Genomic DNA, 19,044 nt, shown 5'->3' with positions numbered 1-19,044 from the left:
TACATGGACGTAAGTATTGCCGTAATTGGTCTAGGTTATGTTGGCTTGCCTTTAGCGATTGAATTTGCCAAAAAACGCAGCGTAGTTGGCTTTGATATTAACCAAGGGCGGGTATCTGAGTTACGACAAGGTGTTGACCTAACACAAGAAGTTAGCAATGACGAATTGCAAGAAGTTGCAGGCAATATGTCGTACAGCTGTCAAATTGAAGATTTGGCAGCATGTAATGTTTTCATTGTTACGGTACCGACGCCAATCACCGAGCATAAACAGCCTGATCTTACGCCCTTAGTACGTGCTAGCGAAACCGTGGCCAAAGTACTAAAGCCTAACGATATTGTTATTTACGAATCTACTGTTTACCCAGGCGCAACTGAAGAGCAGTGTGTACCGGTACTTGAGACAAATTCAGGCTTGGTATTTAACAAAGATTTTTATGTAGGCTACAGCCCTGAGCGAATTAACCCAGGCGATAAAACCCACCGTGTATCTACCATCAAAAAAATTACTTCAGGTTCTACTCCAGAAATAGCCACTATCGTAGATAACTTGTATGGCGAGATTGTTGTTGTGGGCACCCACAAAGCGAGTAGCATTAAAGTCGCTGAAGCCGCAAAAGTGATTGAAAACACTCAACGTGATGTAAACATTGCCTTAATCAATGAATTAGCACTTATCTTTAATCGTTTAGATATTGATACTGAAGCTGTATTGGAGGCCGCCGGCACTAAATGGAACTTTTTACCATTCCGCCCAGGTTTAGTTGGTGGTCACTGTATTGGCGTCGATCCGTATTACTTAACCCATAAAGCTGAATCAATTGGTTATCGCCCTGAAGTTATTTTAGCGGGACGTCGTATCAACGATAACATGGGCCGTTATGTGGTATCGCAATGTATAAAAGCGATGGTTAAACGCAATATTTCGGTAGTAAACAGCAAAATTCTTATTTTGGGCTTAACGTTCAAAGAAAACTGTCCTGATATTCGTAACACCAAAGTTATCGATATTGTGCATGAGTTTGCAGATTATGGTGTGCAGGTAGACACCTATGACCCATGGGCCGACAAACAAGAATGCCATGACGAATACGGTATTGATTTAGTTGAGTCTCCAGTAGCGGGAAGCTACGACTCGATTATTCTTGCGGTTGCTCATCAGCAGTTTAAAGATATGACAGTTGAAGACATTCGAGCCTTTGGTAAGCCTGAACACGTGCTTTACGATCTTAAATATCTATTGCCAGCAGATGCTAGCGATTTACGTTTGTAATTGGAGCTAAACAGTGACACGTTTTCAACAAGTTTGTGAGCAATTAAAGGCGCAACCTAAAGTATGGGCCATTTCTGGTGTAGCGGGTTTTATAGGCTCTAACTTGCTAGAGGCCTTGCTCAAGCTAAACCAAAAAGTTATTGGCTTAGATAATTTTGCTACGGGACACCAACATAACCTTGATGAAGTGAAAGGTTTAGTTAGCGAGCAGCAATGGCAACAGTTTCAATTTATTGAAGGCGATATTCGAAGCCCTGAGACCTGCAAGCAATTTGTTAGTAGTGCCGATTATGTGTTGCATCAAGCTGCATTAGGGTCGGTACCTCGTTCAATCAACGATCCCATTACCACGAATGAAGTGAATATCTCTGGTTACTTAAACATGTTGGTGGCCGCCAAAGAGCAACAGGTGTCAGCCTTTGTTTATGCGGCGTCTAGCTCAACTTATGGCGACCACCCTGATTTGCCTAAAGTGGAAGATAAAATCGGTAATCCTTTATCACCTTACGCGGTGACCAAGTACGTGAATGAGCTATACAGCTCTGTGTTTGAGCGTACTTATGCTTTTCCATCTATTGGTTTGCGTTATTTTAATGTGTTTGGCCCTCGCCAAGATCCTAACGGCGCTTATGCCGCAGTTATTCCTAAGTGGACTGCGGCCTTGATCGATCAAGAACAAGTGTTTATCAATGGTGATGGCGAAACCAGCCGAGATTTTTGTTTCATCGACAACGTTGTGCAAATGAATATTTTGGCTGCAACGGCAGGTTTATCTAGCAGTGAAGTCTTTAATGTAGCTTTAAATGATCAAACTAGTTTGACCCAGTTATACGACTTGCTGAAAGAGAACCTCGCTCAGCACGGTGTACAGCGTGAAGCGAAACCTGAGTATCGTGATTTTAGAGCCGGAGATGTTAGGCATTCGAGGGCAGATATTAGTAAAGCTAATCAACTGCTTGGCTATGATCCTGCTTTTACTATTGGACAAGGTTTAGCACTTGCGATGCCTTGGTACATTAATCAGTCTACTCTCTAAAATTTGATTAGATTGGTGCTGTTGGCTTGCAGCCTATGAAAGCGTAAAGAGTTGAAGCAGTACTATGACCCTTTCAAGGAATGAAAGAGCGACCCAAGCAATAAACCAGCGGCAAAAAAATCGCTGGTTTTTGTCTTTATTATTTAACGCGTTATGCGTTATTAAAAGTTCAGAAATTGCTCTGCGAGTTAGCCAATAATGAGCGCAGCTAAGCTACGTTGGCAAACCGTGGAAACCTTGGATGAGTTGTTTTCTTTAGAGCAACAATGGAACCAATTAGCATTAACGTGCAGCGCGAGTTTGTTTAGCCAATGCAGTTGGGTGAAACAATGGGCTGAGCAGTTCTGGCATTCAGGATGTTGTTTGAGCTGTTTAGCCGGATTTGATGGTGAGACCTTAATTGCTCTGGCCCCATTTTACTCTCAAGTTGAAGGGCGCGGGCTAAAATTGCAACGGCTATCAGTAATGGCTCAAGGGGAAGAAGAGCGTGCGGAACTGGCCTCTGAGTATCCAGATGTTTTGGTTAACCCTGTATATAAGAGCATAGCTAAGCCGACAATATTAGAATGGTTCACGCAGCTTAAGGTGGATGTGTTTTATTGCCGAGCCTTGAAACAAAGTAGTGTGTTGTATGAGCTTTTGGCGAGTCAGCCAAAGCTGGTTGTGAATAGCGCTAAAGGTTATTCGCTGGGCTCTGGGGGGTGGTCAATCAATCAACTTAGCCGCAACGGGCGTTCGCAATGGCGACGAGCGGATAAGGCCTTAAAGCAGCAGAAAGCCGAGTTTACATGGCTTAACAGCGATGAGGTTAACCTGCAGTGGCCAGCATTAATTGCTTTTCACCAAGCTAGATGGAAACAGAAAGGTAAAGCAGGTGCATTCTCAGACTCTCGTTTTATAGCTTTCCATGAACAGTTTGCTAAGGGTTGCCCGGAAAATGTAGCAATGAGCGGGGTCTTCATTGCAGGCCAAGCAATAGCTTTAAATTACTACTTACTCGATCAAAATAATTTGTACTTTTATCAATCTGGTTGGGATGAGCAAAATTACTCTCGTTATTCGCCTGGCTTTGCTTTGCATGTTTGGAGCATTATTAACAATCCGGTTACGCGCTATGATTTTATGATGGGTGCACAAAGCGAGAGCTATAAAGCCAAATTTTCATCTGAAGAAACTAGTATGGCTAATCTTTATTTTATTAACTCTCCTTGGAGGATAAGACTATTCAAGTTCGTCAACAAAATCCTTTAGGGGCAAGAAGCGCTCCGCTAGGAAGAAAGCAATTTCCGGTGAAAGAAAAAATTGCGCCTTTGGCGTTTTTCTTTTTGTGTTTATATACGGTATCGGTCTTAATTAGACCCCATGAGTTTTCATTATCTACCGCTAACTACATCTTTATTAAAGTGTTTGCGATTTTGTCATTCGGCTTTACTTTGCTCACGTTCCGACCTTTAAAACTATATCCTCAGCACTATTTATTATTGGGCTTAGTGCCGTTTATCATGGTGTCAGCTTTTTTAAATGGTTGGGGCACTGGCGGGATCTTTCAGGCACAGCGACTATTTGTTAGCTCTATCATTCCGTTTTTTCTCTACAGTGCTTTAGTGGCAACTCCCGGTCGGCAACGGATCTTGATGTTGATATGCATTACCGCGGCACTTGTCATGGTGTATAACGGCCACATTCAACAAGCGTCATTTAACGGTAAATATGGTATCGGGATAGGCGACAGTATTACCGTTGGCCGAGAAGAAATGCGTATCAGTTACCTTGGCTTTTTTAGTGATCCTAATGACTTAGGTATGTTTCTGGTGATGAATATGCCATTTGTCGCGTATTTTTACGGGCGCGGTGGTGGTGTCGTCAAAATTCTGATGCTAGCGATATTTGTGGCCTTGGGGTACGGCGTATTTATGACCGGTTCTAGAGGTACCTTACTGGGTACCGTTGCGGTTGTTAGCTTGTATTTCCTTATTAGTAACGCGGGCGCTCGTTTGGTGTTGTTTGTGTGTTTAAGCGCACCGATTGCTGCAACACTGTTAGCTTCGTTTGGTGGTTTGTCTTCTTCGGAGTCTTCTGCGGCTGGCCGTTTAGATGCATGGTACGATGGAATTCAAATGCTCATTCATAACCCTGTTTTTGGGGTAGGTATGGGTAACTTTATGGATGAACACGGTAAGGTAGCCCATAACTCTTACGTGCATGTGGCCGGCGAGTTAGGCGTACCAGGTTATAGTCTCTGGGGGGGCGCCTTAGTATTAAACATGCTGGTGGGTTACGTTATTTTAAAACGTTTTAATTGCTACCCAAATGATGAAGATCCCGATGACTTAGACGTAAGTGAAGAGACATCCAAGGAATATAAAGAAGAGGCGAGTTTAAATAAAACGCTGTTTTATTCAATGATTGGCTTTATGGTTACGGCGTTCTTCTTGAGTCGTCAATTTACGCTATTAATGTTTATTTTTATGGGAATGCAAACAGCCAGTCACCTACGTTTAATGAAACTACGGCCGGATTTAACCGAGATGTTCTCATCCAAAATGGTATGGCGATGCATGGGATATAGTTGGGCGGTAATTGTGGCTGTTTATTTGACCCTAAAAGTGGGTTTATAGAATTAGACTAGAACGTAGCCTTGCACAGCAAGGTTTAAAGCAAAGGATTAACTAGGTTAAAAATGCAATTATTTTACTACAAGGATGAAGTGGGCAATTTTGGGGATGACTTAAATCCTTGGTTATGGCCACAGTTATTGCCTGATTTTTTTAATGACGATGAATCAGAATTATTGGTTGGAATAGGCACTTTGCTTAACCATCGTTTACCTAACGATAAAACTTTGCACATAGTGGGGTCTGGCGTGGGGTATGGTCAATTACCTGAAGTGACAGATAATTGGAAAGTGCACGCGGTAAGAGGGCCTTACAGCGCCAAAACGCTGAACTTAGATCCAAGTACAGTGGTAACAGATTCAGCCTTATTACTTCGAAATGTAATGGAACCTACTCATAAAGAAAATGGTGATATTGGCTTTATGCCGCATTACCTTAGCTGTCGCAGCGCCAATTGGGAAAGCATTGCCGAAGCCTGTGGGTTTAGGTTTATTTCACCTGAGTGGTCAGTAGATAAAGTATTCGCCGAAATGGCGCAGTGTAAGCTAATGCTTACTGAAGCAATGCACGGGGCGATTGTTGCTGATGCACTACGTTTACCCTGGAAAGCGGTGATATTAGGTGACCATGTAAACCAAGTGAAATGGCAGGATTGGCTATCTACCGTAGAAATGCAGTATCAGCCGGAGTCTGTTCCCAATTATTTTTATAGCCCTGCTAATAGTCCTGTTAGCGCTATTAAAGATGAACTTAAGCGGCAATTGCAAGGGTTTGGTTTGGGTAAAAACTGGTATAAACCTAAACCGCGCAACTCTAGCGATAAAACGCGTTCTGAGGTATGCAAGGGATTAACGGCAATTGCCAATAATGCTCAGGGCGAGCTAAGTGGTGAGCTTGTTCAAAACCAACTCATTACTCGCCTTAATCAGTGCTTAGAAGCGCTGCAGTCTCAGTAATAATTGACAAGGCATAACTCATGACAGCAGCTGTTAGCATAATTATTCCCGCTTATAACTCCGCCGCATTTATCGGTAAAGCCATCGACTCGATCCTTGGCCAAAGCTTTAGCGATTATCAAATTATCGTGGTAGATGATGGTTCTAAAGATAATACTGTTGAGGTCTTACAAGCTTATGGGGAGACGATTACCATCATCTCACAAGCCAATGGTGGGGCTTCTAAGGCTAGAAATACCGGTATACAAGCTGCCACGGGTGAGTTTGTTGCTTTCCTCGATTCTGACGATTTATGGCGAAGCCAAAAGTTGGAACTGCAAGTGAAAGCGATGCGAGAAAACAACGATTGGGTCGCGTGTTACAGCGAAACCTCATATAAAGCAGATGAAGAACAAGGTCTAACTAAAGATAAGCAAAATGCTGCGCTAGTGGCCAAAACTCTCGAGCAAGTTTTTTTACATCCGTATTTAGTGACGTCGTCGTTTATGGTTAAGCGAGAAACATTAAGCCAAGTGGGTTTGTTTGATGAGCGTTTAGAGACGGCGGAAGACATCGACTTATATTTGCGAGTTGCAGAGCATGGCATTATTGGCCAAGTGCAAAAAAGCTTAGTGTGGAAAGCCGATATAGAAGGGAGCTTGGGAAGTTTGCTCTCTTCTTATCAAGATAACCTCACTGTCGTCGACTCGTTTCTTGTGCGTCAAACGAATCGGCAAGAGCTGTGGCGGGATTTAGCGAAACAGGTAAAGGCAAAAATCTATCTGGACTGGGGAAAAGACTTACTGTGGAATCAGCAAGCCTTTTCTGCAATGAAGGTATTGTTTTCATCTTTAAAACAACGCTTTCGAGTTTTTACTCTGTGGCTTATTGCCAAGGCAATGGTGAAGGCCCTTATCAAATCAAAGCGCGGTTAATTTAGCTTTTGCTTTAGGCGTACTGCTGCTCGAATCAATTTAGATTGGTTGTTCTTTTTGATAGAGGTTCGGCAATAGTGTTTGAGTAACTCTAGTTTGATTGCAAGTGGATTGCTCAACTGTGTTTGTAAGGAAAAGTTGTCAATAATCGCTTTGGTCAATGGCTGTGCTTTATAGGTGACTTGGCTAATACCACTGTCGTTCTCACCGTTATCTACAATGTACATTGCGGCTTCAAAAGGAATGTAATTATAGGTAGCCCCCACTTTTTCGAATAACTCATTAGCGTGTTTGTGGCTACCTAAGATGTCGTAAGTTATAAAGTCGTCGACACTGCTCAACAAAGAATTTTGGTTAGCAAAAGAAGCATTATTTAAGTAAGGTTTAAATAGATTAGCTCTATAGACGTTGCAGGTTCCGCAAGAGTGATGGAAAGGGTGTATTTCATAAACGATGTTACTGTCTAGCTTATAGCCAAAGCCTTTGTTAATAATGAAACCATCATTTTTGTCTTTGTTGTCGTAAATATAGGTAACTAAATCTTTGTGTAGGTAATCGTCGGCGTCAATAAATGCAATGAACTCAGCGTCATTACTTAAAGCCGTATTTAATCCTGTTAGGTATTTAGTCCCTTTGTCTTTGCGAACGTTATTCCATTGTTGCAGCTGAGTTTCATCATCAACGACTTCTACTTTCTCGGTGGGTGGGAAATCTACGAAGATAAGTTGAGTATCAATGTCTCCCGTATTAATTGAGAGTTTGGTTCCTTCATTACATACAATAATCAGTTGAAAATTTTGATTAGATTGATTCTTGAGTGAATCGATAGTCTTTTGTAGGAGTTGATTGACTCGGCCAAAATCATTGGCAGTTGCAGGGTGCCTTAGGCAGGCAACAATAGAAAGCAAAATGTAGTCCTTTTAGTTTTACTTTAATCGGTGTTGGGTTTAGCTCTTCCTAAGCAAGTTGATGACTTCTTTTAAAGACATCTTATCTAGTAGCCAAATTAGCCCAATATAACATAATCCACCAACGGTAATTTGGATCGCAAGTTGGAAAATTGGTGTAAACATTGGGAGTTGCTTTAATGCGTAAACGGCTGCTAGCATTCCGGCGCCAGAGAGCATAGGGGCAACGAGTAATTTAACAAAATGACTAAGCTGGGTACCTAGCGCTCTGCTATTTCTCCAGGCCACACTTAAGTAAGCAAATGGAAATCCACATAACCAAGCAAGGGCAAGCCCTATCGCGCCATAGTTAGCGGCTACAATAATGCTAATAAACATTATCGTCGCCATAATACTAAGATTTATTAGCATGTGGTTCACCAGTTTTAGGCTCTTTAACGCAGGATTAAACAGTTCTTCACTAAAGCGCAGTGGCATGATCATCAGCATGATGGTAGTGGGGACTATCGCACCAAGCCATTTTTCACCAAGTAGCAATGGAATGACTAAATCAGTGACTGAAGCCAAGCCCCAAAATATGGGTAAGGTTAAACTTATACATAAGCGCTGTGCTTTTAATACGTACTTTGAAATTAGCTCAGGTTGATCCTGAATTTTAGAAAAGGCAGGGAAGGCTACCTGGCGTAACAAGGGCATAATCTTCTTTTGCGGCATTAAGGCGACCTGTAAACCGATTGCATAAAGGCCTACCTCGGTTGGGCTCATAATTCTGCCTGCAATGGCAACATCCATGTGCATAAATACGTAAAATAGTACTGACTGTATTGATAGCATACCGCCGAATTTCAACATCGCGGTAATATCACTAATTCTGAAGCTAGGGAGAAAGTTGATAGGCTTGGCCGCAAAAGTTAATAACGCTCGCAGGCTAATAAATATTACCTCTCCTATCACTAAAGCCCAGAAACCATAGCCCATAAATGCCATTACCAAGGTGGAAATAGCTGCCGCAATGTTGGATATGGCCGCAATAATCGACACCTTCTTAAATTCCATGTTTTTTGCTAGTAAGGCTGCGGGAATTACCTCTAAGGCTAAAATAATGAAACACCAAGCATTCACTTTGAGAATTTTACTGACTACTTCCGATTGATAATAGCTACCTGCGACATCGGCTAAAGAATACTGCAGTACAAAAAAGCCCACATGGCTAAGGATTATTGCGCCAAATAGTTGTTTTAGACTTTGTTTGCTTAAGTGTTTCTCTTGGATTATCGAAGAGGTAAATAAAGATGCAAGTAGCAAGTTTAAAAAGCCAAATAACACATCTGACATTGCCACTAGGCCGTAGTCATCAGGGCTAAGTAATCGAATCACCCAAAAGGTCATTGCCCATCGCAATAGCTGGGTAACTATTTTTCCCATAGCAACCCACTTTAGGGATGATAAAACTTGGCTTTTTAGCTTGGAATTGTCGGTCATCGTGTTACTTATATTGCTCGCTTGGCAGGGTTTAGTGATACTGCTTAGGCTGGTATAAACCTAGCTTAGCCAGCAGATATTTCACTGGTTTCTTAGCGTTTCTAATGCTTAACTTGCTTAAGTGCTTTAATGTGAATACAGCTACATATACATAGTGTTTAAAAGAGAACGGGTAGTTCATCTGTTTTGCCCAAACCACAATTTCTTTTAACAATGGGTCATCACTTACCAGCATGCCACCGATAAAAGCATCTTTATGCTGTTGATATACCGCTAGGTCAAAACAATCTTTATATAGAGAAAGCTGATTGGTCATATCCAACGTCAGCATAGTGCGTAAGCATTTATCACAGTAGGAGCAGTTTTCAGCTTGGTCTCCCTTCACACAAACATCTAACACTTTGTATGACTCTGGATTTTTAGCCACCACTGCAGTTTTTTCAACTCTGGTGTATTCGCTACCTACAGAGTGGCTTTGCAAAGACTCTGTAGATAAAAGGGGTAGACTAAACACATCACTGTAGGCCATGTCGTAACTTGGGCCGACGAACAGATCCTTATAACTATAAGCGGATGAATAGAGAAAATGACCGATGTGTTCCTGTAACAACATTGGAATAGCTGCGTTACGAATGGTGTGGGTAAGCTGAAAGTCCAATGCCTTCCCATAAAAATCATTCATGTTTGAATTCACCATGATAAATGGCAGTTGCCAATTATCAGCCGATTGCTTTAGTTGCGCGTAACGCTCTCTAAACAAACGCTCCTTACCTTTTCCGTGAGAACCTACATTGTTATACAACAAGTGTGTCACTTTACGAGCGGCGGGTGTTGATTCGGCAAAGTAGTCAGTAAGAGTGCAAAATGAATCCACGCCTGCAGAAAACCCAGTAATCACGCCCTTGGCGCGGCTTGATTGGCTAGAGGTTTTCTCGGCGCTAATTTTAATTCTATTTAATTGGGGAATTTGTTGGATCACTAGAGTTTGATAAGCGCCGTTCAGATTAAACAGCAACTGTTCTGAAATAGAGCCTGCAATATGAATATTCTCGTTAGCTAACATTGCAGGTAGCAATAATGAGACTAAGGCTGTATCGGCGTTAGTTGAGAGGCTAAGATTGCCAAAATGACTAACTTCGAACCATAGTTGCTGAGCCTGACCGCGTAGGTCAAAATTAACCTGATAAACAATTGCACCCTCTTTTGAGGCAATTGAAACTGGACTAATGTCCATACAGCGTTTTCCTTAACACGAGAGAATCCCTTATTTGAGACTTAGGCTAACGTATCTATGTTTAAATTAGTAGTAAGCGAAGCGTTTAAATTTTTGCGCTTTAGCGCCAAAATGTCGCCTATGTGCAGAGTTAGAACATCAGTACTGCACTGTATATAGGGTGCTTGTACTTCGCTTAAATGTTAGGCTAGTGGCCAAACAGCAAGCGATTGATTATTGACACAATACGCGCCTTTTTTGTTTTCGCGTGCTAAACCTTAGCGATTGTTCAACATACGGATATGGAAGTCACTGATGGCCATTTACCCATCTTTTTTACGTAAAATTTTAATGCCTAGCTATGAGGCAATTAAAGGTAAACAACTACTCAATCACCTAAACGGCTATGAACAACGGCTAACATGGTCTAAAGAACAGTTGTTAGCGCATCAATGGCAAGAGTTACAAAAGCTGTTGGCTCATGCTTATCAGCATACTCAATACTACCCAAAAGTGTGGGCTGAAGCGGGCATTAACGATCTCAGGGATATTGCCAGCCTAAGCGATTTTCAGCAGCTGCCTATAGTGACTAAAAATGATATTAAACAGCATTATGCTGAATTTGTATCTGATCTGCATCCTAACAACATTCGCAAATCTACCGGGGGCTCTACTGGTCAACCGTTTCATTTTGAATTAGACCTGAATAGCAATACACGCCGAGAAGCGGTGATGTGGCGTGGTTATGGTTGGTTAGGCGCAGGTTTGGGACAAAAAACGCTCTATCTTTGGGGGGCTGATTTAGGTCAACCCTCACGCTTTAAGTTAATTAAAAATGCGCTATACCACGGCTTTTATAACCGTAAAATGCTTAATTCATTTGCTATGAATAACAATAACAAGCAGCAATATGTAGATGACATTAACGCCTACAAACCTACAGCGATGGTGTCTTATGTAAACCCCTTGTTTGAGTTGGCGCGTTACATTAACGACAACAACATTAAAGTGTGGAAGCCGAGTACTATTTTAACCGGCGCAGAACCATTGCATGATTTTCAGCGCGAAGAAATAGAACGGGCATTTAATACGCCGGTTTATAACACCTTTGGTTGTCGCGAGTTCATGCTAATGGCGGCCGATTGCCAAGAGCAGCGTAACTTGCATATTAATGTGGACCACTTGGTAGTGGAGACCATTGATAGCGAAGGGCAGGCGATTACCGGTAGTAGCGGTGATTTACTGGTGACCGATTTATACAATTATGGGATGCCTTTGATTCGCTATGTCAACGGTGACAGAGCTACGCTGGTGGAGGACGCATGTAGTTGTGGCAACCCTTTACCTATTATGGCAAGTATTGATGGCCGCAAACTCGATATTATTAAAACCCCATCGGGTGGAAGTATTCCCGGGGAATTGTTTCCGCATTTGTTTAAAGAGTTTGCGGGTATTTCGCGCTTCCAAATCATTCAGCAGCAGATTGATCAAGTGACCATGAAGATTGTGGCTAACGAACAATTTGGTGATAGCGACAAAGCAATGATTACAGAAGAGATCAATAAATACAGTCACGGTGAGCTGACTTTACACTTCGAACTAGTGGACGATATTCCGCTTACTGCCAGCGGCAAACATAGGGTTACTATCTGTGAAGTCTAATCCTGCAATGGTGATCATTACCAACTTGTACCCACTGCCATGGGAACCCAATCGAGCTAAGTTTAATCATCAACAGTTTGAACTGCTTAAATCCGAATACGCATTAAGCATTTTGGTGCCGGTAGCGTTTCCCGAATGGTTTAAACACCGCAAGCAGATTACTCAAAGTGACGCAGTACGTTACCTACCGTACTTTTATACACCTAAAATAGGCCGCCGTTTTTATAGCGTTATGATGTTTTTGTCGCTGTTAAGTCACAGTGGTTTTTGGTTAAAGCGCAAGCAAGCTAAGATTATTATGGCTAGCTGGGCATTTCCTGAGGCGGTGGCAAGCAGTTGGTTGGCTAAGCTGTTTGGCGCGCGTTTTTTCTTTAAGGTTCATGGTAGTGATATAAACCAACTGGCCAAAGACCCTGCTCGAGCCAAACAGATTAAACATGCTAGTCAAAATGCCTTAGGTATATTGTCTGTCTCTCAAGCGCTAGCCAAAGAAATGGCAAGCTTGGGTATTAACCAAGAAAAGGTATCGGTGATTTACAACGGTGTTGACCATCAAAAATTTGGGGTGGATACCAAAAGACCTTTTGCTCAAAATTACTTACTTTATGTGGGTAACTTAAAAGTAGATAAAGGGGTGACCGAGCTTTATCAGGGTTTTACTGAAGTGGCTGAGCAACATCCTGAGTTACAATTAGTCTATGCAGGCACGGGTGCAATGAAAGCCACTATTGAGCAACAGGCCAAGGCCGATGGTTTAGCAGAACGTGTTCACTTTTTGGGTTCCGTGCAACATGCTCTGTTACCTGCCTGGATTAGCCATGCCCAATTGTTAGCGCTGCCTAGTTATGCTGAGGGAGTGCCTAACGTAGTATTAGAAGCAATGGCTTGCGGTACCCCAGTTTTAGCAACGACTGTAGGTGGGATCCCTGAGGTGATGGATGCATCTCAATGCGGGGTGTTGATTCCTCCTAAAGATGCTGCAGCGGTAGCGGCAGGATTAACCAAAATACTCACTAGTGACTGGGACAAACAAGCCATAAAACAGCATGCAAGTCGTTTTTCTTGGCAGGTTAATCAGCAGCTGTTTTTAAGCATGTTGAAAAATGGCGAAGCTTAAAAAGATAAGTTAATGAATTGCTGGGGCTAAGCTGGTATTTTGTTACACTGAACAGCTTGTTTTAACGTGATGTGATTGGCTCAAACGGATTTGTAGTTGATGTTAAGTAAGATCAAATATCTTATACGAGATAAAGTTTTACCAGACCGATGGTTTTTGATAAAAAAAAGCGCGCAACAGCCGGCTTTATATCTCACCTTCGACGACGGCCCATATCCTGAATTCACGGCCTTGTTACTTGATTTACTGGCTAAACATCAAGCAAAAGCGACGTTCTTTGTGTTGGGTGCTAGAGCTGAAAAGTTTACAGCATTAACTAGTCAAATAGTTCAAGAGGGTCACGCCCTCGCGAATCACTCCTACAATCATCCACGTTTTGACCATATCTCTGTTACTGAACGTAATCAGCAAATTGAAAAAACTAACAGCGCGATTAAGCAGCTAACTAATACTGATTGTCGCTTATTTCGTTCGCCGCAAGGCCGTTGGGATTCTTCTTTACTCGGTTATTTGATTCGCCATGGTATTACCGCTGTGCATTGGAGCCGTGATTCTCTTGATTATAAAAAAGAACCTACCGAGCAATTGATAAAACGTTTTAACGACCAGCCTGTTACTGCTGGCGATATAATTTTATTTCATGATGACAATAACTTGTGTATAGACGCATTAGCGGTGCTTATTCCGCAATGGCAAGCACAAGGTTTTGAACTTAAAGCACTGGAGAGCTAAGTTAAAATGAATATTTTATTCCACCATCGTACACGTGGCAGAGGTGCCGAAGGCGTACATATTCGTGGGGTGGTAAAAGGGCTGAGAGAGTTAGGCCATAAAGTGAGTATTCTGTCGTTACCCGGTGCTGACCCAGAAGAAGAGCTACCTACCACTCCTGGGCCAAAAGAAGCTTCGGCGCAGTCCAGCAGCGCGGCGAAGCTTCCTGTAAAGAAAGGGTTGTTTTCTCGTTTAACAGAGTTAACCAAGTATACCCCCGAGTTTGTGTTCGAATTATTTGAGTTGGCTTTTAATCTGCTTGCATGGTGGCGTTTACGTAAAACGGTTAAGCAGCAAAATATCGAGCTTATTTACGAGCGTTACTCGTTGTTTATGTTTGTTAGTGTGTGGTGGGCTAAAAGGCACAATATTCCGATCGTGTTGGAGATTAATGACTCTTGTTTGGTACATCGTGTGCGAGAGCTGTTTTTTCAACGCTTTGCCCGCTCGGTAGAACGTTGGATCTTTAGTAATGCGACTGGATTAGTATTTATTTCTAGCCGTTTCCAGCAAGTCGCGCAAGATGCCTACCCTGATATCGCTCCCTCGGTTATTTCGCCGAATGCCGCTGACTTAGACCAGTTTGTAATAGATAAACCCGCTGCCCAACAACTACGCGAAAAGCTTAAGGTAGAAGACAAGGTAGTTGTGGGGTATGTGGGGGCATTTGTGCATTGGCACGGCATTGATTGGTTTGTTGACCTAATAGCAGAGCGCCTTAAAGATTATCCCAATATAGTGCTGTTGCTGGTGGGTGACGGAGCCTGTTACGACAGTATCAAGCAACGCATTGCCAGTGCTGGGGCTGAATCGCAAATTATTATGCCAGGGCGAGTCGCTCATGACCAAGTACCCACGTATTTGTCGGCGATGGATTTTGGTATTTTACCCGACTCAAATGATTATGGCTCGCCCATGAAGTTGTTTGAATTTATGGCTATGGGTAAAGGTATGGTAGCACCAGACTTTACCCCTATTGATGAAGTAGTAGCAGACGGCGAAACCAGTTGGTTATTTAAAGCCAATGACCGTGAAGCTTGTGTTGAGAAAGTATTAGCCTTATCTGCGCAGCCAGATCAACAACAGTTAGTGGGCGAACAAGCGCGCGCCTATATAGAGCGCGAAAGGCAATGGCGCCACAATGCTGAACAACTATTAACATTGGTGAAATGATGGAACGATTGAAAGCTGATTTCCGCCGAAAACAAGAAATCTTTAAGGAAGACGGTGCTGATGTGAGCATGTTGCGAATAGTGATGGCTGACGGTTCAAGTGCCAATATCCTTTACCGCTGTATGCGCTGGTTTGCCTCTCATCGTTTAGGTTTAGTAGCGTACTTTTTTCAATGCTTGAATAAGTTTATCAATGGCTGCGTTATTGGCAGTGGAGCTGAGTTTGGCCCGGGTTTTGTGATTATGCATCCGGTAGGCATTGTGATTAATTCCAAAGTGCAAGGTGAAGTGAACATCACCTTAGAAAGTGGGGTGGTCATTGGTGATGAAAAAGGCAAATCTCCGCGCTTAGGATCGAACATTTTTGTCGGCGCTGGCGCTAAAATAATTGGTGATTTACGCGTTGCTGATAAGGTGAAAATTGGTGCCAATGCAGTACTCACTAAATCGGCAGAAGAGGGCGCGACCATGCTAGGGATTCCTGCGCGTCGGTATCAGCGAACAACCGAACAAGCGGAGCAATAGTCATGGAGCTAATTTTTTGGATTGCGGTTGCTCTCATCGCTTATAGTTATGTAATTTACCCCTTAGTATTGCTGGTTGTGAGTGGTATTAAACAAGCTATTCGGGATACTCGCTATTTGTGGCGTCGTTATGAACGTCGTTCTGATGAGCCCGAAAACTGGCCTTCAGTATCAATTATTATTGCCGCCTACAACGAAGAGCAATGCCTGCAACAGCGCATCGATAACCTACTGCAGCTTAATTACCCCAAAGATAAACTAACCATTCATATTGGTTCTGATGGTAGTACTGATTCTAGCGCCGATATTTTAACGGCAGTAGACGCTAGCCACTTTAAGGCCCATATTTTTGAGCAAAACCGCGGCAAAATAAATGTGCTTAATGATCTCGTTGAACTGGCCGAAGATTCGATTTTGGTGATGTCTGATGCAAACACACATTTTGAAGCCGATGCGATTGAGAATTTGGTCCGTCATTTCGATAGCGACGATATTGGAGCGGTATGTGGTGAGTTGCATTTAGTCGACTCTGAATCAAAAGATAACAAAGACGGTATATACTGGCGTTATGAGCAAATGCTTAAGTTTCATGAGTCCCGTCTTGGTGCGTTACTTGGAGCGAATGGCGCTATTTATGCGATTGCTAAACCGCTCTATCAAGCCCTGCCAGCCAACACGATTGTTGATGACTTTATGATTGTTATGAACGTATCTAAAGTAGGCAAAAAGGTCTTATATGAGCCAAACGCAGTGGCTTACGAAGAAGTGGCTCCTTCACTTCATGACGAAGAAAAGCGTCGTATTCGAATTGGTACTGGTAACTATCAAGCTTTCACACGTTGTTTGTGGGCGCTAAACCCTTTACAAGGTGCACGTTTCTTTTCTTACCTTAGCCATAAGGTGTTGCGCTGGTTTACTCCGCATTTAATGCTAGTGGCGCTTGTCTCTAATGTACTTTTAGTCAAAGAAGCATGGTACGCCGGCCTATTGGCCATTCAAATCGCCGGCTACTTAGTCGCTGCGTGGGGAAATAGCCGGAGTAAGCAGGGAAAAAGCCTACCCGGTAGTATCGCTTTTTTAACTTTTTTTGTATCAATGAACATGGCTTTATTAAAAGGCTTTTACTCATTCTTGTTTAAAAATGTGCAAGGCACATGGCAAAGGACTTCACGGTGATCATCTTTTCTATTTTCTTATTGCTGGCGCTGCTTGGGGCTGCGTTGGTAACCCTTATTATTCGCAAAAAACACATGCATTTGTGGTTGTCCCACTATTTAAAGCAAAAGTTTAGGCCGAAAGCTCATTTTGAAGGGCCAACGCATGTTTTGTTCTGTTTTGTTGACCACTACGAGCCGCAGTGGGGTAAGAATATCAGCCTGGAACAAGAACGAGCTAGGGTTGACCGGTGGTTTAACGAGTACCCAGAAGTTGCGGGCAAACACCAAGATGCAGACGGCTGCTTCCCTAAGCATTCCTTTTTCTACCCAGAAGAAGAATACCGATTTGAACATTTAGCCAAAGTAGCCGATTTATGTGCACGAGGCTTTGGTGAGATTGAAATTCACTTACATCATGACGATGATACCAGTGATAATCTGCGTAAAACCCTAGAAGGTTTCACTGAATTATTACACGAGAAACATGGGGCTTTTGTCCGTTGTGAAACCACTGGAAAGTTGCAGTATGCCTTTATTCACGGAAATTGGACCTTGGATAACTCTCACCCCGACGGAAAGCTTTGTGGGGTAAATGATGAGCTAATTGTACTAAGAGAAACCGGTTGTTTTGTCGACTACACTTTCCCATCCGCACCGAGTGTTACGCAACCAGCAACGGTTAATGCTATTTATTACGCTAAAGATGACCCACATGCGCCTAAATCTCACAATACCGGCAAAATGGTGAAAGTAGGTGGTGAAACTTGGGGTGATTTGATGTTGATTAATGGCCCCTTAGATTTGAACTGGAAAGCCCGCAAAAAGGGGATCTTCCCACAAATTGAGAATTCCGATATCCGTACCAGCATGATGCCGACCAAAGACCGCGTAGATTTATGGGTCAATGCCAATATCCATGTTGAGGGCCGTCCTGAATGGCGTTTCATCAAGATCCATACTCATGGTACTCAAGAAGCAGACATGCCAACCTTATTAGGTAAACCTTTCGATGATATGTGTAGCTACCTAGAGAGCAAGTATAATGACGGTAGCAACTACGTATTGCATTATGTGTCGGCGAGAGAAATGTACAACATGGCCAAAGCGGCAGAAGCTGGTGAAACAGGTAATCCGCACCTTTATAGGGATTATGTGGTTAAAGCGCCACACTATAAAACCTTAGAAGAGCATGCCGATGCTGAGTAGAGCCAAAATAAGGCAGTTCTTATTTGGTGCTCGTACCGTTTCTGATAAGCGCTGGCAGCAGCGTTCACCAGGGGTGTATGTATTTAATTATCACCGAATTGGCGATGCTCGTTTTAGCGAGTTTGATCCCAATGTTTTTAGCTGCACGTCAGAACAGTTTGAGCAGCATTTACGTTTCTACAAACAAGAGTTCACGGTAGTAAATGAATCTGAGTTACTCAGCCTATTAGATTCGAATAAACCGATTACCAAGCCTTATGCATTGATTACCTTTGATGATGGCTATATCGATAGTTACCAGCATGCTTTCCCTTTGCTTAAAAAGCATGATTTAAGCGCTGTGTTTTTTGTGGTGACTGAATATACCGATGGCGGAAGCTTTGCCTGGTGGGATGAAGTTGCTTGGTTGGTTAAGCATTGCCAGCTTAGTCAGTTAAAACTAGAACATTGGCCTGATGCGGTTGATTTAACGGGTAAAAATGAAACTCAAAATATTCGTAAAGTGCTGTATGCGTTTAAAGCTGATCAGCAGTTTTCGATGGATGAAAAGTTAGCTCAACTTAGAGTGCTATGCAAAGCGCCCGTTTTGCCCGGCTCCAACAGTTTGTTTGCTAATTGGCAACAGCTTAAGGAGATGGCTGATGCTGGGATGACGATAGGATCGCATACTCAAAGTCATCCCATTTTGGCTCACTTAACGCCGCAGCAACAACGTATAGAGTTGCATGAGTCGCGTATGTTTATTCAAGACCAGTTGAGCAACTCAGTGAGTATGTTAGCGTATCCCGTTGGCAGAACAGATAGCTTTACTGAGCAGACCCAAGAGATGGCTAAGCAATGCGGCTATCGTCTCGCATTTTCTTTTATGAACGGGATTAACACTAAGCTGACAGAGCAAAGTGCGTACTCACTAAAGCGTATTTCAGTTGATGACAATAAATCCGTAGACTCGCTTAAAGTTCAAGTGATGGCGTTGCATGACAAGTTAGCGCGTTAGCGGACTAACTTGCCGACTTTCTTGATTTGCACTTTACTTGAT

The 19,044-nt window shown here is 42.7% G+C and carries 17 protein-coding genes; 14 read left to right on the top strand and 3 right to left on the bottom strand.

The features are described from left to right. Positions 1–3: 3 nt before the first annotated feature. The 6 genes from tviB to ACLD71_RS02340 all read left to right on the top strand — a co-directional run bounded on the left by tviB (position 4) and on the right by ACLD71_RS02340 (position 6,793). Positions 4–1,272: a Vi polysaccharide biosynthesis UDP-N-acetylglucosamine C-6 dehydrogenase TviB gene (gene tviB, locus ACLD71_RS02365; RefSeq protein WP_411992791.1), complete on the top strand. Its 1,269-nt coding sequence runs from the start codon at positions 4–6 to the stop codon at positions 1,270–1,272. Positions 1,273–1,285: 13 nt separating this feature from the next. Beyond that, positions 1,286–2,308, top strand: a complete 1,023-nt coding sequence (locus tag ACLD71_RS02360) for an SDR family oxidoreductase (protein ID WP_411992790.1) — start codon at positions 1,286–1,288, stop codon at positions 2,306–2,308. 198 nt (positions 2,309–2,506) lie between these two features. Next, positions 2,507–3,559: a GNAT family N-acetyltransferase gene (locus tag ACLD71_RS02355; RefSeq protein WP_411992788.1), complete on the top strand. Its 1,053-nt coding sequence runs from the start codon at positions 2,507–2,509 to the stop codon at positions 3,557–3,559. 38 nt (positions 3,560–3,597) lie between these two features. Then, positions 3,598–4,926 (top strand): O-antigen ligase family protein, encoded by a 1,329-nt coding sequence (locus ACLD71_RS02350; RefSeq protein WP_411992786.1) that lies wholly within the window; start codon positions 3,598–3,600, stop codon positions 4,924–4,926. 62 nt (positions 4,927–4,988) lie between these two features. Further along, entirely contained in the window at positions 4,989–5,879 is an 891-nt protein-coding gene (locus tag ACLD71_RS02345) for a polysaccharide pyruvyl transferase family protein (RefSeq protein ID WP_411992784.1), read from the top strand. A gap of 20 nt (positions 5,880–5,899) precedes the next feature. Continuing rightward, on the top strand, positions 5,900–6,793 hold the full coding sequence (locus ACLD71_RS02340; protein WP_411992782.1) for a glycosyltransferase family 2 protein: 894 nt from the start codon (positions 5,900–5,902) through the stop codon (positions 6,791–6,793). On the opposite strand, the gene ACLD71_RS02335 is transcribed toward ACLD71_RS02340, so the two are convergent. The 3 genes from ACLD71_RS02335 to ACLD71_RS02325 all read right to left on the bottom strand — a co-directional run bounded on the left by ACLD71_RS02335 (position 6,790) and on the right by ACLD71_RS02325 (position 10,417). Then, on the bottom strand, positions 6,790–7,701 hold the full coding sequence (locus ACLD71_RS02335) for a glycosyltransferase family A protein (RefSeq protein WP_411992780.1): 912 nt from the start codon (positions 7,699–7,701) through the stop codon (positions 6,790–6,792). The two genes, ACLD71_RS02340 and ACLD71_RS02335, sit on opposite strands and share 4 nt — an antisense overlap. A 39-nt stretch (positions 7,702–7,740) precedes the next feature. After that, positions 7,741–9,126 (bottom strand): oligosaccharide flippase family protein, encoded by a 1,386-nt coding sequence (locus tag ACLD71_RS02330; protein ID WP_303554043.1) that lies wholly within the window; start codon positions 9,124–9,126, stop codon positions 7,741–7,743. 88 nt (positions 9,127–9,214) lie between these two features. Further along, on the bottom strand, positions 9,215–10,417 hold the full coding sequence (locus ACLD71_RS02325; RefSeq protein ID WP_411992778.1) for a hypothetical protein: 1,203 nt from the start codon (positions 10,415–10,417) through the stop codon (positions 9,215–9,217). A gap of 294 nt (positions 10,418–10,711) precedes the next feature. Between ACLD71_RS02325 and ACLD71_RS02320 the strand changes: the two genes are divergently transcribed. From ACLD71_RS02320 to ACLD71_RS02285, 8 genes are all read left to right on the top strand, one after another. Beyond that, positions 10,712–12,058, top strand: a complete 1,347-nt coding sequence (locus ACLD71_RS02320; RefSeq protein WP_411992776.1) for a phenylacetate--CoA ligase family protein — start codon at positions 10,712–10,714, stop codon at positions 12,056–12,058. After that, the gene (locus ACLD71_RS02315; RefSeq protein ID WP_411992775.1) at positions 12,048–13,175 is read left to right on the top strand and encodes a glycosyltransferase; all 1,128 of its coding nucleotides are present in this window, start codon (positions 12,048–12,050) and stop codon (positions 13,173–13,175) included. The genes ACLD71_RS02320 and ACLD71_RS02315 overlap by 11 nt, the downstream gene beginning before the upstream one ends. Before the next feature lie 156 nt (positions 13,176–13,331). Further along, positions 13,332–13,907 carry a polysaccharide deacetylase family protein gene (locus ACLD71_RS02310; protein WP_411992773.1) on the top strand — a complete coding sequence of 192 codons (576 nt, stop codon included), beginning with the start codon at positions 13,332–13,334 and terminating at the stop codon, positions 13,905–13,907. Between the two features lie 6 nt (positions 13,908–13,913). Next, on the top strand, positions 13,914–15,119 hold the full coding sequence (locus tag ACLD71_RS02305; RefSeq protein ID WP_411992772.1) for a glycosyltransferase family 4 protein: 1,206 nt from the start codon (positions 13,914–13,916) through the stop codon (positions 15,117–15,119). Beyond that, a complete protein-coding gene (locus ACLD71_RS02300; protein ID WP_411992770.1) occupies positions 15,116–15,643 on the top strand; it encodes a serine O-acetyltransferase in 528 nt (175 codons plus the stop codon). Before ACLD71_RS02305 ends, ACLD71_RS02300 begins: the two co-directional genes overlap by 4 nt. 2 nt (positions 15,644–15,645) lie before the next feature. Beyond that, on the top strand, positions 15,646–16,818 hold the full coding sequence (locus ACLD71_RS02295; protein WP_411992768.1) for a glycosyltransferase family 2 protein: 1,173 nt from the start codon (positions 15,646–15,648) through the stop codon (positions 16,816–16,818). Continuing rightward, complete coding sequence (locus ACLD71_RS02290; RefSeq protein ID WP_235836229.1) at positions 16,797–18,005, top strand: hypothetical protein; 1,209 nt, start codon at positions 16,797–16,799, stop codon at positions 18,003–18,005. The genes ACLD71_RS02295 and ACLD71_RS02290 overlap by 22 nt, the downstream gene beginning before the upstream one ends. Further along, positions 17,995–19,002: a polysaccharide deacetylase family protein gene (locus ACLD71_RS02285; RefSeq protein ID WP_411992766.1), complete on the top strand. Its 1,008-nt coding sequence runs from the start codon at positions 17,995–17,997 to the stop codon at positions 19,000–19,002. Before ACLD71_RS02290 ends, ACLD71_RS02285 begins: the two co-directional genes overlap by 11 nt. Positions 19,003–19,044: the final 42 nt, after the last annotated feature.

The organism is Agarivorans sp. DSG3-1 (assembly GCF_046774965.1).
Classification (GTDB): domain Bacteria; phylum Pseudomonadota; class Gammaproteobacteria; order Enterobacterales; family Celerinatantimonadaceae; genus Agarivorans.
Note: the sequence above shows the minus strand (reverse complement) of the source record. Positions and strands in the feature narration are given on the sequence as shown.

Coding starts and splice junctions, on each gene's coding strand:
- tviB (WP_411992791.1), top strand. CDS start 4: ATGGACGTAAGTATTGCCGTAATTGGTCTAGGTTATGTTGGCTTGCCT.
- ACLD71_RS02355 (WP_411992788.1), top strand. CDS start 2,507: ATGAGCGCAGCTAAGCTACGTTGGCAAACCGTGGAAACCTTGGATGAG.
- ACLD71_RS02345 (WP_411992784.1), top strand. CDS start 4,989: ATGCAATTATTTTACTACAAGGATGAAGTGGGCAATTTTGGGGATGAC.
- ACLD71_RS02340 (WP_411992782.1), top strand. CDS start 5,900: ATGACAGCAGCTGTTAGCATAATTATTCCCGCTTATAACTCCGCCGCA.
- ACLD71_RS02330 (WP_303554043.1), bottom strand. CDS start 9,126: ATGGGAAAAATAGTTACCCAGCTATTGCGATGGGCAATGACCTTTTGG.
- ACLD71_RS02325 (WP_411992778.1), bottom strand. CDS start 10,417: ATGGACATTAGTCCAGTTTCAATTGCCTCAAAAGAGGGTGCAATTGTT.
- ACLD71_RS02320 (WP_411992776.1), top strand. CDS start 10,712: ATGGCCATTTACCCATCTTTTTTACGTAAAATTTTAATGCCTAGCTAT.
- ACLD71_RS02305 (WP_411992772.1), top strand. CDS start 13,914: ATGAATATTTTATTCCACCATCGTACACGTGGCAGAGGTGCCGAAGGC.
- ACLD71_RS02300 (WP_411992770.1), top strand. CDS start 15,116: ATGATGGAACGATTGAAAGCTGATTTCCGCCGAAAACAAGAAATCTTT.
- ACLD71_RS02295 (WP_411992768.1), top strand. CDS start 15,646: ATGGAGCTAATTTTTTGGATTGCGGTTGCTCTCATCGCTTATAGTTAT.
- ACLD71_RS02290 (WP_235836229.1), top strand. CDS start 16,797: ATGGCAAAGGACTTCACGGTGATCATCTTTTCTATTTTCTTATTGCTG.
- ACLD71_RS02285 (WP_411992766.1), top strand. CDS start 17,995: ATGCTGAGTAGAGCCAAAATAAGGCAGTTCTTATTTGGTGCTCGTACC.